The sequence below is a fragment of the Sphingobacterium sp. N143 genome, from assembly GCF_030325625.1.
Taxonomy (GTDB): domain Bacteria; phylum Bacteroidota; class Bacteroidia; order Sphingobacteriales; family Sphingobacteriaceae; genus Sphingobacterium.
In genome coordinates this window covers 14,925-39,620 of record NZ_JACAIS010000006.1, presented here as the reverse complement: position 1 = coordinate 39,620, position 24,696 = coordinate 14,925, and the positions used below count along the sequence as shown (strand labels likewise).

The following is a 24,696-nucleotide window of genomic DNA, read 5'->3' as shown; positions in this document are numbered from 1 at the left end:
GATTTATTTTTTGATGTAATACTTGCTTTCGGCGATCTTTTGGACCGCTGGGTCCTTGGCTCCGAGATAACGGCGAGCGGCAACCACAGTACGGGTCTGGAAATCATCATAATCTGCAGCATCCTTTAGCATGCTGTTGATCCGAACCAGTCCTGCCGCGTGGATAAAACGACCATTGCCCATATAGAGGGCAACATGTGTCACCCGGGCATTTGGATTGCTGTTTTTGCCTGCGGCAAAGAACAATAAATCTGCAGGCTTAAGATTTCTAAGTGCTTTATCGGGATCGAAATGTCCTTCATGATCCAAAATGTCAATTTTTTCACCGGCAAGGACCTGTTGAGAAGCATCCCTGGGGATCACAAAACCGTTCATAAAAAAACTTGTTTTGGTAAACCCGCTGCAATCAACACCCTTGACAGAGGTGCCACCCCATAGGTAGGGTAATCCAAGCATGGTCTTTGCGCTTGCGATCACATTGTCGGCAGTGGGATTACGGGTATCCAGCCATTTTTTTAAAGTCAGACTTTCTGATTTTTTGATGTATCCTTTTCGGCCATCAGGATAAACGATTTCATAAAAAGCCCCTTTTTGACCAGTTAGCCGTAGGATGTCGCCATACACAAGATCCGAAACACGCAGACTTTTCTCGTCGGGTTGAGAATAGGATTTGCCAAACTCAGTGGTATAGATCACTTTTTCAGCTTGCTTCCAGTCTTCGATTTCTGCAGCATCCATGGCTGCGATGGAAGAAGTGGGGACCCAAGCAATGTAACCATCAGGCGTGCGGACACGATATTCACCACTTTTTTTCTGTAACAGGTCTACTTGTGTACCGAGTAATACTTGACTTGTCAGTTCGGCCGCATTATTCGGAAAGGTACGCATATTGGCTACTGAAAGCCGTATGACCCCGGCAGTTTTGCCTTGGACGCTGGTGTCCGGGAGCAGCTGTACTTGAATATTGGCTGTTAGCGCTTTGGCTTTTTGTTCTAAAACGAATTTAGCGTCCTTTTCAGTCGTTTCAAGTATATACTGATTGTGAGCAACATCTGCATGTTGAATGGCTACGATCTTGGTTCGCTGATCAGGTGCAAATTCACGTTTTACGTTTTCTTGCAATTCTTTGATGGTGAAATATAAGGTGGAATCAACCTGCTGCGCATAGCTGTAACTTGTGCCAATAGTACTTATACAGGCTAAAAACACTAATTTTAGGGGGTATTTCATGCTACTTAGTTTGTTTCTAAAGATAAGATTAATTCACAATATAAGACAATGTTTGTTGTCGATTTTTAAGTGATTTAAATATTGTATTGCTAAAAAACGAATCTTTGGACCTAATTTTAATTAATTTGTCCATTTGCTAAAACCATTTTGTATTATTGCTTATTGATTTGATGGGATTTGCTGATTGGCGTAGGTTGTATGGGGTGAAATAAAAGCTATGGTTTTCTGGTCGGCTGAAAGCGATGTCATTATAATCTGAGCAAATTCAATATAAGGAAGAAAAATTTAATAAAGAGATGAGTTCTAGACGTAATTTTATTAAACAGAGTTTTATAGCGGCGGCGGCGATTGGTACTTTGAACAGCTTGGAAGCGAAAGGGCTGACGGTGGTACCTTCAAAGGGTAAAGCGAATAAATTTCCTATTGTGATCTCGACTTGGGACTTTGGGATTGCAGCGAATAAGGCTGCCTGGGAAGTCCTGTCAACAGGAGGCAAAGCACTGGATGCTGTTGAGCAAGGGGTGCGTGTACCGGAGGCGGACCTGAAAAATATGACTGTAGGTAAAGGGGGCTATCCCGATCGTGATGGCCATGTAACATTAGATGCCTGTATCATGGATGCGGACGGAAATTGTGGGGCTGTAGCGGGCATGGAAAAGATTGGCCATCCGATATCAGTGGCGCGGCTGGTAATGGAAAAAACACCGCATGTGATGCTTGTCGGTGAAGGCGCATTACAGTTCGCATTGGAAAATGGTTTTGAAGAGGAGAACCTGCTCACTCCCGAAGGTGAGAAGGCCTGGAAGGAGTGGTTAAAGGAGAAGAAATACAAACCGGTTGTCAACATAGAGAATAAATCTTTCGCCGCCGAGCGTCTACCTGGGAACCAGTACAACCATGATACCATTGGTATGTTGGCTTTGGATGCCAAGGGCAATATTTCGGGGGCCTGTACGACAAGTGGTATGGCCTTCAAGATGCATGGCAGGGTAGGTGATAGCCCGATTATTGGCGCAGGGCTTTATGTGGATAATGAGGTGGGAGGTGCGACGTCCACTGGTGTGGGGGAGGAAGTCATCCGGAACGTCGGCAGTTTCTTGGTAGTTGAATTGATGCGTCAGGGATATTCGCCTGAAGATGCCTGTAAGGAGGCTGTTATGCGCATTGTCAAGAAAAAACCAGCTATTGCCAAAGAAATACAGGTTGGATTTTTGGCGATCAATAAAAAAGGGGAGTACGGTGCTTTTGCGTTGCAGGAGGGTTTTTCCTATGCAGTTTGCGACAGCAAACAACAGGATCTGCTCATCAAAGGGAAACATTACTATTAGTAGTAGGGTTGGGGACCTGCTTTGCTTGAACGTGTTCCTGCTAAAAAGTATTCCTGCTTAAATGCTGGGCAATGGATAAAATCAACAGCGATCTGCCTGCCGGGAAAGCGTATGTTTAGCTGTGCCATCTTTCCTGCTCAGGCATCTTTAGCATACATGTTCAGGATCATGAATTTAATATTGATTATCTTTGTGTATAGGCTACTTGAGCTTTAGTACGTCATGTGCACTACGAATTACACTATACTATAAAAATATGAAAGCAACATTTGGAGGAGGTTGTTTCTGGTGTACAGAAGTAATTTTTCAAAATACTGAAGGTGTAACATCTGTCCTGCCAGGATATATGGGTGGCCATGTGGATCATCCGACTTACGAACAAGTCTGTACGGGTACGACAGACCATGTTGAAGTGGTTGAACTGCTGTATGATGAGGACTTGGTGAATTATGAGGATCTGTTGAAAATTTTCTTCAAGACACATAATCCCACAACGTTAAACCGTCAGGGCAATGATGTGGGTACACAGTATCGTTCTGTGGTTTTTTATCATAATGAAGAACAGGAAATTCTGGCCAAAAACTTTATTGATGAGCTGGAGAATGAAGAGGTTTATGAGGACCCGGTTGTCACTGCTGTTGAGCCTGCAGCGACATTCTGGTTAGCGGAAGATTATCATCATAATTATTTCAATGATCATCCGGAAAATCCATTCTGTTCGGTTGTGATCGCTCCAAAACTTCAAAAGTTTCTTAAGGAGTTTAAGGCATAACGCATGAAGATAAAAGGCCCGAATAATAAATTCGGGCCTTTTTTATGTGCTGATCTCTTAAAACATTTCCATTTGGCCTTTGTCATCGATTTGGATGTCATCTGGGTTGGTGATTTCCAGCTTGATGTCATCTTCTTTGTTTTCATCTGACGGCTCGTTAGGGGTGTTGTCCTCTTCTGATGAAGGGGCCGCGGGTTCTTCCGTTGCGGAGGCCGCTTTTTCTTTTCCTTTTTCACTTAGATCTTCATCCGGAGTAATCAGGGCAACAGATTTTACGGTATGGAAAGACAGGCGATTGCCCTGTGCTTTCATACCTTTGATATCAATGATTTCGGTCAAGGGCTGCTCTAGACTTTCTTCGGTCTGTGATTTTCCTTTCAGGATATCGAGTTTGACGGCGGGGTCAGCAGCATTGCTCATCAATATCAGTTTCGATCCGGCTTCTTCATTGATGAAGGAAACACGTTTGCCGACCGGCTGATCATCGAATTTAAAGCGTTTGACGTAATACGTACCGCTTTTACCATCTTGATGTACGACTGTGTAGATATGGTCGGGATAGTATTTTTCGATACGGATCATTTTCTCGTCAAAGTGGTTGCTGAGGTCAAAGTTTGATAACTCATAAGTACCATCAGAGAGTACAATGAGTATCTTATCATCACCATCAAATTCACCGAGGTATTTTCCACGCTCGTCGGCATTCAGTCGTTTCATGATGGTATCGTACCAAATTTTACGGCCTGCGAGTGTGGAGATGCCAGCACTTTTGAAGCTGATCTTTTTGACAGGATATTTGGATACAATATTTCCTTGGGAGGCACGTCCTTTAATGGCTATTTCCGCAAAATCCATATCAAAATTCAGTTTCCTCAATTTTGTATGGGGTTTGAGCTGTATATTGACGACTTCAGCTTCACCATTTGGATTCGCTGTAAAATATAATATTTTTGATCCTTTTGATCCTTTTGAGACATCATATTCTTTATCACGGGTAACACCCATCACAGAGAAGCGTTTGATATAACTTGTACCTGTCGAACCTTCCTTGTAGATGGCGTTGTATATGGTGCGGTCATCGCCTTTCTTAAAGACTGCCACATGGATGATGCCTTTGCCAACGAAGACCTTATCCTGGATCTTGCTGACGACGTATTTACCATCTTCACGGAAGACAATGATGTCATCAATATCGGAACAGTCGCAGACAAATTCATCTTTTTTCATCCCAGAGCCAATGAAGCCTTCCTCGCGGTTGACATACAGTTTTGCATTGGCTAGGGCAACTTGTGTAGCCTCTACTTTGTCGAATATGCGGAGTTCGGTTTTACGCTCACGGTCTTTACCGTATTTCTCACGCAGTTTTTCATACCAGGCAATAGCATACTCTGTTAACTGACGAAGGTGGCGCTTGACTTCCTTGATTTCATTTTCGAGCGTTTTCATCATTTCGTCGGCCTTTTTGACATCGAAACGTGTAATGCTACTCATCGGTTTGTCGATCAATTTTTTGTAGTCTTCAGGACGTATCTCGCGGTAGAATTGATCAAAGAATGGCTCAAACAAGCGGTCGAGCACCTGTACAACGGTGTCAAAGTCCCCGGCATTTTCATAGTCGGCATGCTTGTACATCCCCTCTTGGATGAAAATCTTGAGCAGGCTGCTGAAGAAGATCTTCTCCTGCAGGTCGTTCAGGCGAATCTCCAATTCTTGCTTTAGCAAGTTCTTGGTGTTCTTGGTGTTCTCGATCAGGATATCGTTGACACTCATAAAATGAGGTTTCTCCCCCTTGATCACACAGGTATTTGGCGAAATAGAAGCTTCACAGGCCGTAAATGCATATAGGGCATCTATGGTCACATCGGGAGATATTCCAGGTGCGAGGTGAACAATGATTTCAACTTTATCAGCTGTGTTGTCTTCTATTTTTTTGATTTTGATTTTCCCTTTGTCATTTGCGGTGACCACGCTTTCAATGAGGCCACCTGTGGTCGTGCCAAATGGGATTTCAGTAATGGCCAGGGTTTTTTTATCGCGTTCTTCGATTTTGGCGCGCACACGGATTTTTCCACCACGTTGACCTTCGTTATAGTTGGAAACGTCGGCCATACCCCCTGTTGGGAAATCGGGATAAATATTTGGACGTTCGCCATTCAGTACCTGGATTGATCCGTCGATAAGCTCGATAAAGTTGTGGGGCATGATCTTGGTCGCTAGACCTACGGCGATACCCTCAGCTCCCTGTGCCAGGAGCAAAGGGAATTTTACAGGTAAAGTGACAGGCTCACGGTTACGTCCATCGTAGCTTTGCTGCCATTCGGTTGTTTCCGGATTGAAGACCACCTCGTTGGCAAATTTGGACAATCTGCCTTCAATATAACGTGGTGCCGCAGCTGAATCGCCGGTGATGGGATCCCCCCAGTTACCTTGGCAGTCGATCAACAGGTCTTTTTGCCCTAACTGTACCATGGCATCCCCAATAGAAGCATCCCCATGTGGATGATATTTCATGGTATTACCGATGACATTGGCCGCTTTATTATATCGTCCATCGTCCATTTCTTTTAAAGAATGGAGGATACGGCGTTGTACGGGTTTAAAACCGTCATTTATATGCGGTACGGCTCTGTCCAAGATAACATAGGACGCATAATCCAAAAACCAGTTCTCGTAAAGTCCCGACAAAGGAATGGTCTGACTTCCGCTTTCTGTTTTTTCTGCCCCTGATTCTTCTTGGTTATCTTCCGTTGGGAAGTTTGTTTCGTCACTCATTTACTCAACAATAGATTAAATTGTACAATACAGAAATATTCGAAATCTTATTTTATTCGAACGTGTAAAAATACAAAACCATTTTGTTTTATCCCAGTGAAACTATAAAAAGTTAAAAAAATTAGCTTAATAAACTAATTATATTAGTCTTTGTGCCATAAGGCCTTCATTCGCGATAAAATAACCTTTATGTTTTTTTCTTCTCCTGTGATAAAAGTGAAAATAATTAATAGTTTTGTAACGTGTTGAAGACTTTGATCACATATCAAAAAATCGGGATTCCTCTTTTGTTGATAGCCCTGCTGTTGCAGACGTTTAACAAGACGTTGCTGGTAGGTGATTACTATCTCAATACTGCTCGATATGCGGAAAACTGTGAGAATAAGTCTAAAATTTGGATGCATTGTGATGGAAAATGCCAGCTCTCCAAATTGATAAAAAAGCAACAAGAAGAGGAAAAAAAACATCAGGAAAAAAGAAATGAGAAGCACAGCGAATACTTTTGTTTTAATCCATGTGTCAGTTCTCTTTCAACGATCTTGGTTACGGAGTGTAAAGAGTCCTTCAGCTCGCTGCCAGACGTAAAAACCAGCGAACGTCCGCGTACAATTTTCAAACCACCCACCTGCTAGCATTTCATTAATGACACCTTTATTTTTCGTTCCCTTAGGGGAAGGAACAGGATAATTGTGTTCAATTTTTTAAAAAAGGCCCCACAGCCTTGCTTGATCACAGAAAGATTTTTCTTTCACATCTTAATTTAATGAAATCGATAAAAAGCTATTTACTATGTGTGGCCGCACTTGTTATCAGCGAGTGTACGACTGCACAACAATATATAATCAAGGGACGGGTGTTTGATTTACAAACAGAAGCTCCATTAAACGGAGCGTTAATCAAAATTCTATCCAAAGAAGCAGTTTCTGCCGACGATAGGGGGTATTTTGAAATCAGTACAAATCAAGCTGATGGAAATCTAACGATTTCTATGCTGGGCTATAAGAAACAAACCGTGCACTATATGGCGGGAGAAAAAGAACTTCACATTCAGCTTGAAGGGGATGAGGTTCATTTGAACGAAGTTCGTGTTGGAGCTTTTCTGAGCCATAAATCCCTCAAAGAGACCGCAGGAGCAATTGCTGTTGTTTCGGGTAATCAGATTCGTCAAGGGAGCGGCGTGTCCCTTCAAGCTGCACTAAATAGCATTCCTGGTGTCCGGATGGATCAGAGCACACTGTCAGAAGCCCGTATTTCTATCCGCGGCAACGGTGTTAGAGCTCAGTACGGGATTCGAAATGTGAAAATATACGTTAATGATATCCCTGTCACAGAGGCCGACGGGACTTCCCGTATAGAGGCGCTCGATATAAATGATCTGGGGCAAGCCGAGGTCATCAAGGGGCCTGCCTCGAGTATTTATGGCGGAGGTACCGGTGGGGTGATTAATTTTCAATTATTGCGTTCACCCTATCAGGAGCAGAGTGTAGAGGTTTCCGCTTTAAGTGGATCTTATGGACTCAGACGACTGGCAACAGCCTATCGCTCGGGTGGTGATAAAATGAACAGCTATGTTTCCTATGGTTGGCAGGAATACGACGGTTACCGGGATCACAGTAATGATAAAAGACGTTTCCTCACGGGGAACTTTCAGTTTTTTCCTTCTGCTAAGCGGACGGTTACCGTTTTGCTCAATAGGACGTCCCAAGATTCCCAAATACCAGGATCCCTTACCCAAGCGCAAATGGAAGAAAATCCCAAGCAGGCAAATGCCACCAATCTGGACAAGAAGGCTGCCCGCTATCAAAATTGGACCCGAATAGGCTTAGGCCAGCTGTACCTCTTCAATGATCGCTTTTCCAATTCTACCAGTATTTTCACCTATTTCTATGACCTTGATCACCCACTGCCATACGCCTATTTAAGAAATTACTACCAGAGTTATGGTGGGCGGACCAGATTTACGTATAATGCCGGAATAAAGCTTTTTCCAACAACTTTTACAGTCGGGACGGAATTTAACCAAGCACTTACCAAAGGTGTTCAGTATGTGAATGAGCATGGGGCAGAAGGTGCTATTAGTGGCAATAGCGATTATAAAAATAGTTTTTATTCGCTGTTTTATCAATCTGCTACTACAATCGGCAAGAAGACGACTTTAACCCTGGGGATGAGTTACACCGGTATTAACTACCAGGTGAAAGACTATTTGATTTCTACCCGTAGTGGTACAAAGCGGTTCAAGCCACAGGCTTCTCCAAGAATTGCGTTAAGCCACAATTTTGGAACTGCCCTTTCTCTTCATGCAAGCATCAGTTCTGGATTTTCACCACCTTCAAGTTCAGAAATACAAAACGAAGACCGGTCCATCAATACACGGATACAGGCTGAAAGGGGAACCAATTACGAGCTGAATGCCAAAGGTAGTTTCTTTGATTCCAGGTTGTCTTATGAGCTTGATCTATTTAAAATGGATATGAAAGGCGAGCTCATTGCCCAATCTATCCAACAAGGCATCACGATTTATAATAATTCTGGCCGAACGGATCACAAAGGAACTGAATTATCCATTGCTTATTTGCCAATTCGGGAGGAAGACGGATATGCGGTGACATTATTACGGCCTTATATCGCATTGACGTATTCAGATTTTAAGTTCATAGATTATAAGGTGCTTGACGCACAAAACCAGGTCAACGCAATATATGATGGAAATGATCTAACCGGAATTGCTCCCTGGGTTGTCAATGCCGGTGTGAATATGGAAACGAAATGTGGGATATACTTTTTTGGAAGTTATTTCTTTAACGATCGACTTCCAGTAAACGATGCAAATACCGTATTCAATTCTTCTTACCAATTGCTTCATGCTAAAATTGGATGGAGAAAAAAAGTAACTAAACATGTTGCAGTCAATTTATATGGGGGGATGGACAATATGACAAATACACGTTATAGCTCCCTGACTTCGCTAAATGCGAGTGGATGGAATGGGGGAGCGGCACCTTACTTCAATCCTTCGCCGGGAAGAAATGCTTATGGGGGATTTAATTTGAAATATATTTTTTAGTTGAAGATAAAAAAATGAAAAAGCTAATTTTTTATACAGTAATAGCCATCTTTTTGCACGGATGTGATGCTCTTGACCGAGGGCATACAGTACAGGATCCAGTTGTGATTTCAGGGACAAAATCTACTGCATCTTGTGTTTTTTTAACAAAAGACAATAAGGGCCTGCCCGCTATCAGTTGGATCGAACAAGACAGCTTAAAGAATAAAAACTTTTATTTTGCAACTTGGGATACAACTGCTCACCGATTTGGAGCGGCAATCAGCATACCGATTGAAGCCAATACAAGTATACATGAGGAGGGGATGCCAAAGGTTGCTTTCAAAGGAGATGGGACTATCGTTGCGATTTATGAAACTTCGGTTCCGTCTTCAACAAGTAAATGGGGCCTGAGTGATATTCAATATACGATGTCCAATGACATGGGTAAGACATGGACGGAGCGAAAATCAATACAGGCAGATGCACCATTATTAGGTTCCCGTTCCTTTGCCGATATTATTCGTCTGGATGACGGGGAAATAGCGGTTTCGTGGTTGGATACCAACCCAATACACGCAGAATTAGGGCGGCCTGTAAAATTTGCGAAGACAGGCTCCAAGACAGGCTTTGGGGATGCCCTGTTGATTGATTCAGCGGCTTGTCAGTGCTGCCGTACCGCTATGAGCACAAACGGGAAAGGTCAGGTCAATGTTGCGTTTCGTGATCTTTTGCCGGGATCTGTTCGGGATATTTCGATAAGTGTTTCATTGGATAATGGATTAAAATTTAATGAGCCAACTCCTTTTAGTAATGATCATTGGGTCATCGACGGTTGTCCCCATAATGGTCCTTCGGTGGTCTTGCACAACCATACGAAATATGTATCTTGGTATACAGGAGCAAAGCAAGGTGGGGTATACTATGCAGAATTGGATGGCAACAATAGAACAGTAATAAAACGAGAACTAAGCCCTGCAGGTCGATTTGCACAATTGGAACTTATGCCGAATGGAGATCGAATTGCTACGTTTGATGTATCTTATGAAAAGGAAGGAGCAGCATTTAAAAAAATCATGGTCAATCGAATCAATGACCAAGAATTTTTTGAAAAAGAAATTTCCTTACCCTTGTCACATGCTTCTTATCCAGTTATCGCAGCGCTAGGAAAAGATCAAATTGTCGTTGCATGGGTAGATGACAATAAAATTTATTATAGATTAGAAAATACAAAGGCGATCAATAAGGCTGTTCATAAAGCGGATGTAAAATCCATAAGCAGGAAAGAGACAAACTTATCGGCAAATCTGCCCTCTTCAACGGATCCGATATGTGGCATGATGGTTAGCGCTGAGACTGGAACGGAACAGGTGGTGAAAAATGGGAAAACGATCAGGTTTTGTAGCCCAGCTTGTAAAAGAGCATTCTTAAGTAAGACTGATTAGTATATATATCATAAAAAAATCAGAAAAGCAACTAAGATGACTCAGCATAGTTGCTTTTTCTGATTTATCATTGCCATAATTTGTCAATGTCTTTTTTCAGTATTTTTTCTTTCATTTCTTCTTCGAAATCGCCGAATAATGCACTGGGGACCGATTTGCTGATCCGGCCATTTTCGAGTACCAGTATTTCATCGCAAGTATCTTTTAGTGTCGAAAAAATATGGGATGAAATCAGGATCGTCTTTTTCATGGCTTTCAGCCGAAGGATGATCTCGGTCAGGATAATACTGCTCTGTAAATCAATGCCATTAAAGGGTTCGTCTAGGATATAGTAGCTGTTGCCCTGCAGCAGTGTTGCGGTCAGGGCCAGTTTCTTTTTCATGCCAGTGGAATATGAACTGGCATATTCCTTTAGGGGCAATTCAAAAATATTTCTTTCTTCGAGGTTTCTGATGCTTTTTCCCCGGGCATCTGTAAGCAGATAGATGTATTCCGCTCCAGTTAGTTTGGATAGAAAATAAGGATCTGATGGAAGGTAGCCCAGCTGATTCTTTAAGGGCTGGATGTCGGCCTTTATTTTTCCGTCGGCAGCTTCTAAACCGGCAATACAGCGAAATAAAGTTGTTTTTCCGGCACCATTTTCACCAACGATACCATATACCTTTCCCGTGTCGAAGGTAAAGCTGATGTCGTGCAGGACCTGATGTGCAGCAAAAGATTTGCTGAGATTAATGAGCTCGATCATAAGTAGCTTTTAAGGTTTTTGAGTGCTTTGCTATAGTAAAATGGAAATAGAGCCAATATCAATGGATAAAAGCTGAAACATAATGCCAGGGCAAATCCTTCCGGAAAGTTAATTTCCCTTGGGTAAGCGACATATTTGAGGGTAATGACAAAGGGGACTAGAAAGAATATTCCAGTCAGCAGCAGAATTGCATGAAACAGTATTTCAGGAAAGATAACACTGTAGATGACTAAAAGGGGAAGTGTATATACAAGGCATTGACCGACCCCACGTCTAAATTTACGAAATAAAAATGCCGCTGGTCTGTTCCGATGATTCCATAAGTAAAACTCAGGTTCAGGCAATTGATAATAAAAGACAGAGGTTAATGTCATGCAGGCCACACAAAAGAGAACAAGATTGGGATTGGCCACATAAAAACCGATCGCTGCCAATAAATAAAGAACGAGTAGGATAGGGTAACTTCGACGGAAACCGAGAATAAATTCAAACGGCTTTCTTGTAAATGGTGTCGGAATAGATCGGCCAAAGGTCCTCAAGGTAATAAAAACAAATACCAGGGAGAGGGGTGGCAGGGCCATCGCCTGCATCCATTGCCGCTGAACCAGCAAGATGATAAAGCTGGGAAGGATGACAAGGCTATTTTCCACCAGCCTTATGGTATAGAAATCTTTTTTGTTAAATGTATTTTTGAGAAAATCATTTCTATTTTTTTCTGTCAGCAGAAAGAGCAGTTGAAAATTACCCAATAGAAGTGCATAAGATCCAAAGACCGGATATTGAACCAATGCATAACAGGTTAAAAAGCATAAGCCAATGAACACGAGCACTGCGACCGGAATGGGGAGGCCTGTAGCCTTAATATGACGCGTGAGTAGGGTATATTGGAGCTTTAGATAGCTATTTATCATCTGTTAATAAAGATTAAAGATCAAGGATTAAAGATACAATGTAAGTCTAAATATAAAAAATAGAGCCAAATTACGATCTCATTCTTCTTTGCCAGTTTAACATATAGATCAGCGCGATCAGCAGAACAGCGGCATTGGCATACATGATCAATGGAATGCGCAGGATAATATCACTGTAATACAATCCGGCCAAGAGCGCTCCCAGTCCTATCCCTGCTTCAAGTGAGATATACATCGTTGCGACGGCTTTACCACGGTGTTCAGGCAGGCTGAGGTCTATGGTCCATGCATTGACCGCTGGGGAAAGTATGCCTGTTCCGATGCCATAGATGCTGGCACCTATCATCATGCCGACAAAGCTGTTCCCGATACCAATAGCAACCAAGGCGATGGCAATAATGATTAGGCCTACGACAATGATTTTTGGTCTTCCATAGCGATCGGAAACCTTCCCGGAAACAAAGCGTACAAGTACCGATGCAATGGTAAAAGCCAGAAAAAAAAGCCCTTTATTTTTAAGTCCCAAGTATTCGCTCCAGTCGGGTATTAAGGTGAGGATCACACCATAAGCAGTATAGGAGAGAAATGTAACGATTCCGGCCGGAAGGGCCCGCCATTCGATGATATCCTTGCGGTTTATTTTAAGCATGGACCGGTTGAACTTTTCCCTTTTGACCAATGTTTCTTTCATGTTGATCACGATCAGGATGGAGAGCAGTGCCATGAACGAAGAAGAATAGAACATGACATTGATCCCAAAGGCATCAAAAATTGCACTGCCGATGGCAGGGCCAACTGCTGTTCCTATACTGAATGCCAAGCCATGCATCCCCAGGGCCTCGCCCCACCTGTTCTGGGGGACCAGATCCGCAACATAGGCAGAGGTGGATGTGGGTTTAAAGCCTGTTGAGAAACCATGGATCAGCCGAAGGAACAGGAAACCGGCGACTGAAGTCAGGATTGGATAGAGGAAACCACAGATGAAGCAGACGATAGACCCGATAGCCATTACAGGAACACGCCCCCAGCGATCGGTCAACTTACCGCTGAAAGGCCTCGAAATACCCGCAGTCAGGGTAAATAAGGCAATAATCAAACCTTTGTATTCCGCTCCCCCCAGACTGCTGAGGTAATTGGGGAGTTCGGGAATGATCATGTTGAAGCTGGAAGAGAATAAAAGGGAGCTTAGGCAAAGTAAGATAAATTGAAGTGTATAGATGGATTTCTGTTCAGCGAGCATGATCTAATGGTGTTGTATGTGAATATTCTTTGTTACAGTAGTTTCCGGCGGGCAATTTCACTGCAAAATATGGTAGTGGCAACGGCCACATTAAGTGATTCTGCCTGACCGATACGTGGTATGGTCACGGCTTGGTCTATTCGCGCAATGAGTTCATCACTGATTCCATTGCCTTCGTTGCCCATGACGATGAGCCCAGCATCCTTCCATTCGGTCTGATAAATGGACTGCCCCTGGAGTAGGGCCCCATAGACGGGTAAGTCAGCCTTAGAAATGAAATCCATTAAATCTGTATAGTGTATCTTGACCCTGGCCAGGGAACCCATTGTTGCCTGCACTACTTTGGGATTATACGCATCTACAGTACCGGAGGAACAGATAATATGCGTTATTCCAAACCATTCTGCTGTCCGGATGATGGTGCCCAGGTTGCCCGGGTCCTGAACATCATCCAGCACAATGCTGTATTCATTTGCTAGATCAGCTATTTCGATCTGCTGCTGTGTCGGGAGTTTGACCAGAGCCAATACACCCTGTGGTGACTTTAGGCTACTAATCTTTTGAAATTCAGCCTCGGTAAGCATATGGGATTTTATATTATGCGAGATTTTACCCACTTTTGTGTTGGCGTCACCAGTATAGAAAATAGACTCGACTTGATAGTTAGAGGAAAGAAATTCCATGACGGATTTAACTCCTTCAACCACGAATAGGCCATGTTGTTTTCTATACTTTTTATTTTGTAGAGACGTTATTAGACTGATTTGCGCTTTTGACAACATTTTTATTGATGATTAAGTATTCTCGTTTTACCGGATTTGCAAGTATAATGCTTTTGACGCTATTTTTTGCATCTTGCCGATCCTCAAAATATCTTGACAACGATCAGGCTCTGGTTACAAAAGTACAGATTTCTGGCATTGAACCTGCACTGAGAGAATCTTCGGAAACCTATGTCTCCAATGAAATAAGACCTAACTCGCGGGTAAACCTATTTATTTATAATACCTTCAACACCAAAAAAGGACGTTATAAAACCAAGAATATCCGGAATGTAGGCGAAGCTCCACATTTACTGGATTCGGCCATGGTGGATCTTTCTGCCAATCAGATCAGACGTTTTCTATTTACAAAAGGATATTTTCAGGCTAAAGTTAATCCTGAAATTACGGTCAACCAGAAAAAAGCACGTATCAACTTTCAGGTTGAAGAGGGGATTCCGTATCAGGTCAGGAATATTGACCGAAAATTTGACGATGATCAAGTAAAAGCACTGTTCGAACGTGAGGTTTTAGGTAAAACAGCTGTAAAGCCAAACACACAATATGATGCTGCAAAATTGTTGGAAGAAAGAGAGCGTTTATATACTTCCATGCGCAATAATGGCTATTACGATTATTTACGCCAGTACATGCGTGCTGGCATCGATTCGGCAGTGGAAGGAAATCAGATTGATTTGAAAATAAACGTTGAAAATCCCAGTGATTCTACGATACATAAAAGGTATCAAATAGATAGTGTTTATATGACTATCAGGAATTATGGAACATTGTCCAAGAAAGTGCCCCGCCGAATTGAAGATTCGGCAAAACGGCTTTTGTTTGTCGATGAGACAAATAGTTTCCGTTGGAAGCCTCTGGAACGCTATATGTATTTGCGCAGTGGTCACTTTTATTCTTTGGCTGAGGAAAACAAATCTTATGATCGACTTTATGAAATGAATGGCTTTCGTTCGGTAAAAATACAATATGTCAAGAAGGACTCCAATAAGCTCGATGTTCATTATGATTTTATTCCCAGACCCAGAATGGGAAACCAAATTGAGGGAGAATACACCTTTAGTTCGGGTATGAGCGGGTTCAATATTGGAAACACGTTTTCACAGCGAAATATTTTTGGGGGATCTGAACAGCTGGAGGTCAAACTACGTTATGGTGTATTGTTTGATCCTCGGCTGGCGGGTGGTCTTTCTAGTAAGATATTCAACAATGATTTTCAGGTCGGTGTTAATTTGGTTATTCCACGGCTGATGGTTCCCTTCCCTATCAATCCTGGCGGGAAATTTGGACTGCCCAAAACGACCTATTCCATGACATTGCAGCTGTTTGACCAAGACAGGACTTATTCAAACCGCTATTTTATTACCTCATTGAATTATTCGTGGTACGAAACAGAAAATAAGTATCACAGTTTTACCCCCATCGTTCTGGAATACCGGGATGGCAGGTTGGATTCGAATTTTCGGAAAAATCTGGAGCAGGAAGGATATCAGTTATACGTACGTAGCAATGACCGGCAATACTTTGGATTAGGAACCCAGTATAATTTTGTCCTGAATGGGAAAAAGCTGACAAGCAAGGAAGATTTTCATTATTTCAGAGGTACTGTTGACGTAAGCGGAAATGTGTTGGATCTCATCAGTAGTCTGGCCAAGCTACCTGCCAATGCAGATGGTGAGAAAGAAATCTTTGGAGTACCTTTTCTGCAGTATGCCAAAACCGAGCTCGATTATCGGCTGTACCGTAATCTGGGAGGGAACAGGCAGTTTGTTTTCAGATTTAATCCTGGAATTGCCATACCTTATGGCAATAACTCGAAGCTGCTTATTTTCGAGAAGAGTTTTTATAGTGGTGGAATGAATGGCATACGTGCATGGCAGGCAAGGACTTTGGGGCCTGGATCTTATAACCGTGAAAATCTGAGTGAGGATCTGCGATTGAATCTTCGAAACCTGGATCAGTTGGGTGAAATTAAATTGGAAGCAAATGCGGAATATCGTTTTCGTCTCTTAAATAATTTTTTAGGCGCAAAGATGAATGGGGCAACATTCGTGGATATGGGGAATGTGTGGCGAATCAAAAAAGATGAGGAACTGAATCCGGGTGGAGAATTCAAGTTCAATAAATTTCTTGGACAGGTTGCCATTGGTACAGGGTTTGGTCTGCGCTTCGATTCGGATTACTTTGTCATTCGTCTTGATGCCGGATTAAAGATAAAGGATCCGCAGTTCTCGGGCAGTGATCAATGGGTGATCAAACACTTCTTTGATTCCAAAGAATTTAAACAACAGTATTATGAGAGCCACAGGCCTGACCGGTACAATTTTATCCAGTACAATTTTGGGATCGGTATGCCCTTCTAATCGTTGAAGACTGCTCCAGCAACTGCTTTATGTCATTAAAAGTGGGCTGCCCGGAGAGATGTTACCCAATGAGATTTTTGAGGCTTGAGAATATGGACTCGAAAATTTTGCTTAGGTCCAGCCCCTGTGAATGATTGAATAAAAAGAATACAATAGCTAATGCGATAGCAGTCATAATTACTTTTTTAAACATATAAGCAATTCCCAGTACGATAGCGGGGATAATTAGAAACATCAATCCACTGATTGCAAATGGAGAAAGCCCACTGTCACTTTTGTAAATATAAAATAGACGTCCCTTGGATTTTTGGTGATTTTTGTGGCTAAAGAATACGAAAGTAGAAGATTCAATTTTCTGGTTTGGTACGGCAACACCGTCGTGAAACTGAAGGGCTTGGGAGAAACCGTTTATCGTGAACATATAGTTCCCGTTGATTGTCTCATTGGTATTTCCTAATGAATCCAATGCAACTACGGCCAATTTTCCATTTTTTGAAAGGTTTTCCTTTACGACAAAGTTTTGGATATTTTGTTCCTGGGCACTGGCCCAAAAAGGTATCAATAATAGAAAAAATATAATCTTTTTCATCCTTTTATTTTTATTCACTCACCCGTAACACTTTATTGGACCTCTTAGCGTCGTATTAAGATCGTTTGGAAGTAACTGGCCCTGAAATGCCATAGCCAATATACCTGAAATGAGATTGCAATTTTAGGAATTTTAATTTTCTTTTGAAAATCTTTAAATATTCGAATGTTAAGATTTTTTAGTTCTGTGAGAGCTCTTCGATCAATTGAAGTTTGACAATTTCATCCAGAATTCCTTTTGGGTCATCAATGGTTATTTTTCCAAGAATATCCTTTTTTATGGAAGCTCTATTTCCTTTGTTGTCACTGGCATCATAATTTCCAAAAATATCCTTTCTTATGGATACGTTGTTTCCACGATTATCTTCAATTGTTTTACCTCCAAGAATATCAGTTTTAACTGTTGTACGTTTACCATTACTATTTTCAATGGTGAGGTTATCAAGGATGTCTTTTGTAACCCTACTGCTATTCCCCTTGTTGTCACGGATCTCTAAACCACCTGTTGCATTTTTGGATACAGTAGAGCGGTTTCCACTTGCATCACGGATATCCAAACCGTCGAAGATATTTTTTGAAACAGTCGTAAGATTTTCATTCGTGTCACGAATCTCCAGATCCCCCAAGGTGTTTATAAAGGCCGTGGATGGACTCCTGTCCTTAGATGGAATATCAAAGTCACCACTTATATTTTTTCTGACTGTGGCTTTTTGTCCGTCATCATATTTTACGACTATATTGCCTGAAAAATCTTGTTTTATTGATGTTTTACGTCCGCTTCTATCCGTTTTCGTATATCCATCCCAATGGCTTTTACTGTATTTGACGCTTTTACCCCAGTTATCTGAGACAGTTACCTCACCCCAGCTATCAGTTTTTATTTTAATCGAGCTTTTATCTAGGCCATCTGAAACAGCTAATTGCGTGATGTACTGTCTGATATTGTCAGAAAGCGTATCAGTCAACACTTTTATATTGGGGTGCCCAATAGAAAGTTTGTTTTTGGCCATTACTGTAGACATGGACAGTACAAAACTGAATAGGATATATATGCGTACCATATGACTGTGATTTATGGTAAGATACGAATTTTTGCTTTTATCTTCTCCATCTTTTGATGAAGCTGAAAACTTTCTGTAACCATGCTAGATTGAGTAACTTAAAATACCCAGATAGTTAATACCTCTATTTTGATAGAGTCTGAGATCTCCTTGCCATTGTTATAGGCTCCCGTCCTCATTAGGAAGAGAACGAGGAAGGTAAAGATGTATTTGATTTTCATTTAATCTAAGGTGGTTTGAATACGGCTTTTGGTGCTAATTTATGGTTATTTTCTTGTTTCCCAATTATGTCTGGCTATTTGCTTGGTAATCTATTCCAGATAATCTTCGATAATGAAATCAAATTGATTGTCGATTAATTTTTGAAGATATTCTTCAAAGTTGTCTGCGATGACACGAAACTCATCGGGGTCATGCAGGAAGCGTACGATTTGGCCAGCTTTGCCTTTCCCCGAGGGACTGAAATCAATGAATAATTGTGAAGTTCCACCGTTATTCATACAATCAGAGAAGTGGAGCCAATTTAAATGGGCGCCATTATCCGTGATTTTCGGGTCGATCTCCACATGACCGTATTCTCGATTGATATAATCCCGATAGTACGCTATCGCTACCCCTTGATTTTCTATCATTTCCTCCGATGAAAGCAGATAATATGGGTACTCAAAAACATCGGATCCCAGGAAATACAAAGCAATTTTCTCGTCATTGTAGGTTCTCCAATAAGTGCCATCCACATAGAGGAGCAGATCGATTAACGTTTCGGGTAGGGCTGGATAAATCTGCTTGAGTCTGTAGATATTCTCGTCGCTTGCGCCATGTTTGATTTTTTCAAAGTTGTCCCATATTTTTTTACCACCATTCTCGTAGTATGCATTTCTGAGGGCGGAAATATAATTTACAGCTGTTTTCATTTGGCTTGTTGTTAGTCGGTGAAGTTAAATAAACTTTCTGAAATAGCTTTTATATCCCAACGCTCATTATTTGATGTTTTTGCTAAAATATTTAGTATTTTTCGTTAGTTTTGTTTATTTTTGTTTGATGAAAGTGCGGTAGTACACGAACTAAAAATAAGCAGATATGATATCAGATAAAACCTTAGTATCCGATATAAAGGCGATTATTTCGCAGTCTAAAGAAGATGCTATTCGCGCTGTCGACCATCAGCGCACGTTAATGTATTGGCACATCGGCAAGCGTATTTTTGAGGAAGAACAGCAAGGAAAGGAGAGAGCCGATTATGGGAAATATATCATCAAATATCTTTCGGAGCAGCTACAGCCTGAATTTGGTAGTGGTTTTTCATCTCGACAGTTAAATTGGTACCGCCAATTTTATCGCACATTTCCAATTGTGTCTACACTGTGGACACAATTGAGCTGGAGTCAATACAAGTTGCTTCTAAGTCTGAATAGTGGGGAACAGCGGGAGTTTTATATAGCCGAGACCATAAAGAATAATTGGACAGTCCGCCAGCTTGAGCGGCAGATCAATACCAGTCTATATGAACGTCTGCTACTTAGTAACGATAAGGAAAGTGTACTGGCTGTTGCAAAAAGAGAAAAGATACCATCTGATGCCAAGGAGATTATAAAAGATCCAATGGTACTGGAATTTTTGGGTTTGAAGCGGGAAGATTCATATTATGAGAAGGATCTCGAAAGTGCTATTATAACCCATCTGCAGGAGTTTTTGCTGGAATTAGGGAATGGCTTTTCCTTTGTCGCCCGTCAAAAACGCATACATATTGAAGGGGATGAGTTTTTTGTTGATCTGGTCTTTTACAACCGTCTCTTGCAAAGTTTTGTGATCATTGAGATCAAGACACACAAATTAACCCATCAGGACATTGGTCAATTGCAGATGTATGTCAATTACTATGACCGTATTGAAAGGCTTCCACATGAACATCCCACGATCGGCATTTTACTCTGTGCGAGTAAGAACGATGCGGTTGTGAAATTTACCCTTCCCGAAGACCAAAAACAGATCGTTGCCAGTCAATATGAGCTTTACTTGCCTACAGAACAGCAGTTACTGGATGAGGTGAATAAGGAATTGGACAGTTTTGTAAGTAAAGATAGAGAGGAGCATAACAGGAAAAATTGAATGGAAATATGGTGAATAAATGATTGTTTTCCCTTTTTTCAATTTTATTTTTCAAACATAGAATATTTTGTACATTTGTATCGAATAAAATCGAAATAGAAATGGCAGAAACTGTACAACCAAGAGGTCCAAAGACAACTGATAATAATGCGAATCAAACTCATTACTACAAAACATTGGTAGTAGCGATCGCTTTAGGTTTAATAGGTACATTTATTCGTTTTGTACCGGATGTATGCACTGCATTGGACCAACAAACATTTTTGTTTTCCGCGATAGCAAACATCTGCATGATCGTTGGTGCTCTTATCGCGTTCAAGACCGTTTTTGGTATTTTGGGATTTGGAAAAAACCGTGACTAATCCATAGTCAATTAAAATATTAGGAAGCCTCAGTTTTACTGGGGCTTTTTTTTGTTATCTTAAATCCATAGACTACTGATCTTGAACTTCAACCCTGATAGTACGCGTGGAATAGATTAGGCACGGAGAAAAAGGTAGTGCTACTTTGCCTGATGCAGGCTGAACTCTGCCACATAAAAAAAAGGCATCAATAACTTGATGCCTTTTGTATGATTGATAATTTTATGATTATGCAAAGAATGACCAAGTAGCCCAAGGAATGCGTGCAAGCATCAGGATCAGACCGATAATATAGAAAATAACAACAGTCTGATTTGCTTTTCTGGCATTTTCCATCTTTTTAGCTTTCGAATAACCAATTGTGATCAATATAATGGCAATGATCATGGTCAAAGGATGTTCAATGATTTTTAAACGTAATGTCGGGTCCTTCATTGCAGCGCCAGACATCATGGATGGGTATTTTAGAACGAAATATAGGATCAATCCAACAAGTAATTGAATGTGCGATACGATAAATCCTAATAAGGCAATTTTGCGGTTGTACGGTTTATTGCCTAAATAATTTGATAGGGTGATCACAATCGATATCACCAAGGCTAGCAATAAGACTATTGCTATAGTCGAGTGTAAGTGTAACATAAAAGCTCTCTTTAATTGTTTCCTAAGTTAGCAAAGATAAAAATATAATGAATGTATTTGTTAAAAATCATTGTTCTAAAGGAAATACTTCTGCAATAGGGTTGAAGAGGTACATTCGTTTGCTTGTCAGCTCCATGCATTTATAGCGCTTCCGAATTTTTTCGATACGCTGAAACGAGCGGCCATTTTTTAAACGGAAGAAATGGCCGTCCTCCAGTGACTCCACTGTTAAGGCGGTTGCGTTCACGGTATCGTATGCTTTTAGTGTGCGGAACAGGTGAAGATCAGTACAGCTCGAAGCTGCTGGATTAGCCATGTAATTTTTGATGGCCTGACTGATATCGACCGGAAAAATATCCAATTTTAAAAATGGATCCATTAATTCCTTGAAGTTATTTTTCCATTCTGTTCCATGTGGTTTGACATGGTGTTGATATTTGTTCCAGGTTTGAAGATGAGCAAATTCATGAATCGTTGTAATCAGAAAAGAATAAGGATTAAGATCATGGTTGACTGAAATGCGGTGCGGACTGCCTTTAAAAGGTGCCCGATAATCCCCTAATTTGGTACTTCTTGTTCGGGAGATCTTAAATAGGCATCCCGTATGGTTGATCCAGCTGGATATGATTGGGGCAGCCTCTTCGGGCATGTATTTTTTTAGGGTAGCACTATAATCTTGCATGTGGTAAAAATAAGCATTTATAGGTCTGCTTATAACGGAAAGAGGACATTATTTTGTCATAAAGACAAGTGACATTGTCTTTGTGGATTTTACAGCATTTATTAAATAATCATTACTAACCCAATCCTACCGAAGGCGATGTATGTTAATATTACTATTATGTTTAGTTTTATTTGGATAAATGATATTATTTTTAGTATTTAGCGGGGTTGAAACAGTTGTTGAGCAATATTACCAACTTAAATCCAATAATTTTTATCATAAAAATTATTGAAATCGCCTGAGTTTAGGTAAATTACCTGCTAAAGAGGGGAGCAGGCAGACAAGGTGATACGAACCGGAGGGGGACCGGTATTTTTCCCTCAAAATGAAATATACCTTCAAAAGTATGCTAGATACCTTACATATTAAGAATTATGCCTTGATTGATTTGTTAGAAATCCAATTCGACAAGGGGTTAAATATGATCACTGGGGAAACTGGGGCTGGTAAATCCATTATTATGGGGGCATTGTCCCTAATTTTGGGGAATAGAGCAGAGGGGAAGCATTTTTTTGACCCATCGAAGAAATGCGTGATTGAGGGCGAGTTTAGAATTGGTGCTTATCAGTTAAGCAGCTTTTTTGAAGCAAATGACCTGGATTATGCGGATCATACCATCATCAGGCGGGAGATAACACCGGATGGTAAATCACGGGCATTTGTCAATGACTCACCTGTAACATTGACGATCCTGAAGCAGTTGGGTGAACAGCTGATTGATGTTCATTCACAGCAGGCAACATTACAGGTCAATACAGAAGACTTCCAGTTCTTGGTTGTCGATAGTGTGGCCGGGACTTTTGGACTAAAGCAGGCCTTCAGAGAGAGTTTTTTAGCTTATAGAAAAGCGAAGAAAGAATTGGAAGAGCTTAAAGAGACGGTGAAGAAGGCTGCGCTCGAACAGGACTATTTCCAGTTTCAGTTTGATGAACTGGATGCGGCTCAATTGCAGGGCGATGAGCAGGAAACATTGGAAATACAGCAGCGCCAACTGGAGAATGCGGAGGATATCCAGCGAGCCTTAAATGCCGCATCACATCTGCTTGAAAACCATGATGCTGCCATATTAAATCAATTGAAAGATTCATTGAACCAAATAGAGGGCATTTCGTCGTTTTTACCTGTGGCCGAGGATATCGCTACACGTTTGAAAAGTACCTGGATTGAGTTGAAAGATATTGCTGCTGAACTGTCCTCACTGGAGGGTGATACACAGCTGGATGGCGGAGCGCTGTTGGAAATCAATGATCGGTTGAGCCTTCTCTATTCATTGCAAAAGAAACATCATGTAGACTCTGTAGAGGAATTGATCGTATTGCGGGATGACCTGGAAGCAAAACTACAGGCCATAAATTCCTCCGATGAGCAATTGGAACGATTAGAAAGAGATGTTGAGCATCGATTGGAAATTGCTCAACAGCAGGCGAAAAAACTCTCAGAAGCACGGAAAGTGGTACTGGATCGTATTACTGAAAGTGTACAGCAAACGTTGTCAAATGTGGGAATGCCAAATGCAGTCCTACAAATTGAGCTGCAAGCTTTGAAAGAAGGTGAAATGCGTGAGTCGGGTATAGATACGATTCAGTTTCTGTTTTCAGCGAATAAGGGGCAAGCATTGCAGTCCATTCATCGCGTGGCATCTGGTGGTGAATTGTCGCGTGTTATGTTGGCGATCAAATCATTGGTGGCCAAAACTTCAGCTTTGCCGACGATTATTTTTGATGAGATTGATACAGGGATTTCCGGGGAAATAGCCTTACGTGTGGGGGAGGTTATGGAAGATCTGGCCAAAAATATGCAGGTGATTGCTATATCCCACTTACCGCAAATAGCCTCTAAAGGAGCGGCACATTATAAAGTTTACAAGGAAGACAAGGAGAACCGTACCCTATCCAATATTATTCGTTTGGATCAAGCAGGGCGGGTTAGGGAGATTGCGCAAATGCTCAGCGGTGCGAATCCGACTGATGCGGCAATGGAACATGCCGGGTTGCTGTTGAAGGGGTAGATAATGTAAAAAGGTCTGAAAATATATTTTCAGACCTTTTTACACTTAGTTTCCTCCGTTATCAGCATCGGTTAATGTTACTTTTACTAACATGTCATCTGGTGCTACAGGCTTATTATCACTTCCAACATAATCCGCATATAGGTATACTTTTCCGATTTTGTATTCTACACGATAATTGTAAGGACCTATAGCTGATGGAATATTAATAAAATATTGCTGATCATTATCAAATGATATAGCGACTCCCACGTGTCCATAGTCAAAATATTGAGCGTCCAATTCAGGAAAATCCAACTCATTTGAAAAAGAATATCCAGAGTTGTCAGCGACCCAAGTTGATGACTTTACACTAGTGTTATAACTTACCCCAGGCAGATAATTTGTAACGTACTCCTTTTTACAAGAAGAAAATGAAACCAAGGCTGCGGTTCCAATTAAAGCTGCTAATAAAAGTCTTTTCATATTTTATGTTATTTGTGACGAAATTTTATTATAGGACGATAAAATTCAGCGAAAGTTTAACGTCAACCTTCTATACAACAAAAAATGCACCATTATGGTGCATTTT

General features: G+C 41.2%; 20 protein-coding genes. 8 read left to right on the top strand and 12 right to left on the bottom strand.

All coding sequences use genetic code 11. The features are described 5' to 3' along the window. Positions 1-3: 3 nt before the first annotated feature. Positions 4-1,230: a C40 family peptidase gene (locus HX021_RS12690; protein WP_286590748.1), complete on the bottom strand. Its 1,227-nt coding sequence runs from the start codon at positions 1,228-1,230 to the stop codon at positions 4-6. 296 nt (positions 1,231-1,526) lie between these two features. Here HX021_RS12690 and HX021_RS12685 point away from each other — a divergent pair, with 296 nt between their 5' ends. Both HX021_RS12685 and msrA read left to right on the top strand, forming a co-directional pair. Beyond that, positions 1,527-2,558: a glycosylasparaginase gene (locus tag HX021_RS12685; RefSeq protein WP_286590747.1), complete on the top strand. Its 1,032-nt coding sequence runs from the start codon at positions 1,527-1,529 to the stop codon at positions 2,556-2,558. Between the two features lie 256 nt (positions 2,559-2,814). Continuing rightward, positions 2,815-3,330 carry a peptide-methionine (S)-S-oxide reductase MsrA gene (msrA, locus tag HX021_RS12680; RefSeq protein WP_286590746.1) on the top strand — a complete coding sequence of 172 codons (516 nt, stop codon included), beginning with the start codon at positions 2,815-2,817 and terminating at the stop codon, positions 3,328-3,330. Positions 3,331-3,387: 57 nt separating this feature from the next. Here msrA and HX021_RS12675 read toward each other — a convergent pair whose 3' ends face one another. After that, positions 3,388-6,102, bottom strand: a complete 2,715-nt coding sequence (locus tag HX021_RS12675) for a DNA gyrase/topoisomerase IV subunit A (protein ID WP_286590745.1) — start codon at positions 6,100-6,102, stop codon at positions 3,388-3,390. A gap of 763 nt (positions 6,103-6,865) precedes the next feature. On the opposite strand from HX021_RS12675, the gene HX021_RS12670 reads away from it, so the two are divergent. Both HX021_RS12670 and HX021_RS12665 read left to right on the top strand, forming a co-directional pair. Beyond that, complete coding sequence (locus HX021_RS12670) at positions 6,866-9,169, top strand: TonB-dependent receptor (protein ID WP_286590744.1); 2,304 nt, start codon at positions 6,866-6,868, stop codon at positions 9,167-9,169. 14 nt (positions 9,170-9,183) lie between these two features. Continuing rightward, on the top strand, positions 9,184-10,593 hold the full coding sequence (locus HX021_RS12665) for an exo-alpha-sialidase (protein WP_286590743.1): 1,410 nt from the start codon (positions 9,184-9,186) through the stop codon (positions 10,591-10,593). A 67-nt stretch (positions 10,594-10,660) separates the two neighbouring features. On the opposite strand, the gene HX021_RS12660 is transcribed toward HX021_RS12665, so the two are convergent. The 4 genes from HX021_RS12660 to HX021_RS12645 all read right to left on the bottom strand — a co-directional run bounded on the left by HX021_RS12660 (position 10,661) and on the right by HX021_RS12645 (position 14,271). Further along, the gene (locus tag HX021_RS12660) at positions 10,661-11,338 is read right to left on the bottom strand and encodes an ABC transporter ATP-binding protein (protein WP_286590742.1); all 678 of its coding nucleotides are present in this window, start codon (positions 11,336-11,338) and stop codon (positions 10,661-10,663) included. Next, on the bottom strand, positions 11,335-12,249 hold the full coding sequence (locus HX021_RS12655) for a hypothetical protein (RefSeq protein WP_286590741.1): 915 nt from the start codon (positions 12,247-12,249) through the stop codon (positions 11,335-11,337). Before HX021_RS12655 ends, HX021_RS12660 begins: the two co-directional genes overlap by 4 nt. Before the next feature lie 70 nt (positions 12,250-12,319). After that, positions 12,320-13,489, bottom strand: coding sequence for an MFS transporter (locus HX021_RS12650; RefSeq protein WP_286590740.1), 1,170 nt, complete (start codon positions 13,487-13,489; stop codon positions 12,320-12,322). 32 nt (positions 13,490-13,521) lie between these two features. Continuing rightward, positions 13,522-14,271: a TrmH family RNA methyltransferase gene (locus HX021_RS12645; RefSeq protein ID WP_286590739.1), complete on the bottom strand. Its 750-nt coding sequence runs from the start codon at positions 14,269-14,271 to the stop codon at positions 13,522-13,524. 8 nt (positions 14,272-14,279) lie between these two features. Between HX021_RS12645 and tamL the strand changes: the two genes are divergently transcribed. After that, a complete protein-coding gene (gene tamL, locus HX021_RS12640; RefSeq protein WP_286590738.1) occupies positions 14,280-16,631 on the top strand; it encodes a translocation and assembly module lipoprotein TamL in 2,352 nt (783 codons plus the stop codon). Positions 16,632-16,692: 61 nt separating this feature from the next. On the opposite strand, the gene HX021_RS12635 is transcribed toward tamL, so the two are convergent. The 3 genes from HX021_RS12635 to HX021_RS12625 all read right to left on the bottom strand — a co-directional run bounded on the left by HX021_RS12635 (position 16,693) and on the right by HX021_RS12625 (position 19,194). After that, complete coding sequence (locus HX021_RS12635; RefSeq protein WP_286590737.1) at positions 16,693-17,220, bottom strand: hypothetical protein; 528 nt, start codon at positions 17,218-17,220, stop codon at positions 16,693-16,695. A 178-nt stretch (positions 17,221-17,398) separates the two neighbouring features. Continuing rightward, the gene (locus HX021_RS12630; protein ID WP_286590735.1) at positions 17,399-18,280 is read right to left on the bottom strand and encodes a hypothetical protein; all 882 of its coding nucleotides are present in this window, start codon (positions 18,278-18,280) and stop codon (positions 17,399-17,401) included. 311 nt (positions 18,281-18,591) lie between these two features. Next, positions 18,592-19,194, bottom strand: coding sequence for an SMI1/KNR4 family protein (locus tag HX021_RS12625; RefSeq protein ID WP_286590734.1), 603 nt, complete (start codon positions 19,192-19,194; stop codon positions 18,592-18,594). A gap of 166 nt (positions 19,195-19,360) precedes the next feature. On the opposite strand from HX021_RS12625, the gene HX021_RS12620 reads away from it, so the two are divergent. Further along, positions 19,361-20,389, top strand: coding sequence for a PDDEXK nuclease domain-containing protein (locus HX021_RS12620; protein WP_286590733.1), 1,029 nt, complete (start codon positions 19,361-19,363; stop codon positions 20,387-20,389). Between the two features lie 101 nt (positions 20,390-20,490). Then, positions 20,491-20,751, top strand: a complete 261-nt coding sequence (locus tag HX021_RS12615) for a hypothetical protein (RefSeq protein ID WP_286590732.1) — start codon at positions 20,491-20,493, stop codon at positions 20,749-20,751. 228 nt (positions 20,752-20,979) lie between these two features. Here HX021_RS12615 and HX021_RS12610 read toward each other — a convergent pair whose 3' ends face one another. Beyond that, entirely contained in the window at positions 20,980-21,393 is a 414-nt protein-coding gene (locus tag HX021_RS12610; RefSeq protein WP_286590730.1) for a hypothetical protein, read from the bottom strand. Positions 21,394-21,460: 67 nt separating this feature from the next. Next, complete coding sequence (locus HX021_RS12605) at positions 21,461-22,075, bottom strand: SprT family zinc-dependent metalloprotease (RefSeq protein WP_286590729.1); 615 nt, start codon at positions 22,073-22,075, stop codon at positions 21,461-21,463. Between the two features lie 388 nt (positions 22,076-22,463). On the opposite strand from HX021_RS12605, the gene recN reads away from it, so the two are divergent. Then, a complete protein-coding gene (recN, locus tag HX021_RS12600; RefSeq protein ID WP_286590728.1) occupies positions 22,464-24,125 on the top strand; it encodes a DNA repair protein RecN in 1,662 nt (553 codons plus the stop codon). 45 nt (positions 24,126-24,170) lie between these two features. Here the strand turns inward: recN and HX021_RS12595 are convergent, their stop codons facing one another. Continuing rightward, positions 24,171-24,590, bottom strand: coding sequence for a hypothetical protein (locus HX021_RS12595; RefSeq protein WP_286590727.1), 420 nt, complete (start codon positions 24,588-24,590; stop codon positions 24,171-24,173). Between the last annotated feature and the right edge of the window lie 106 nt (positions 24,591-24,696).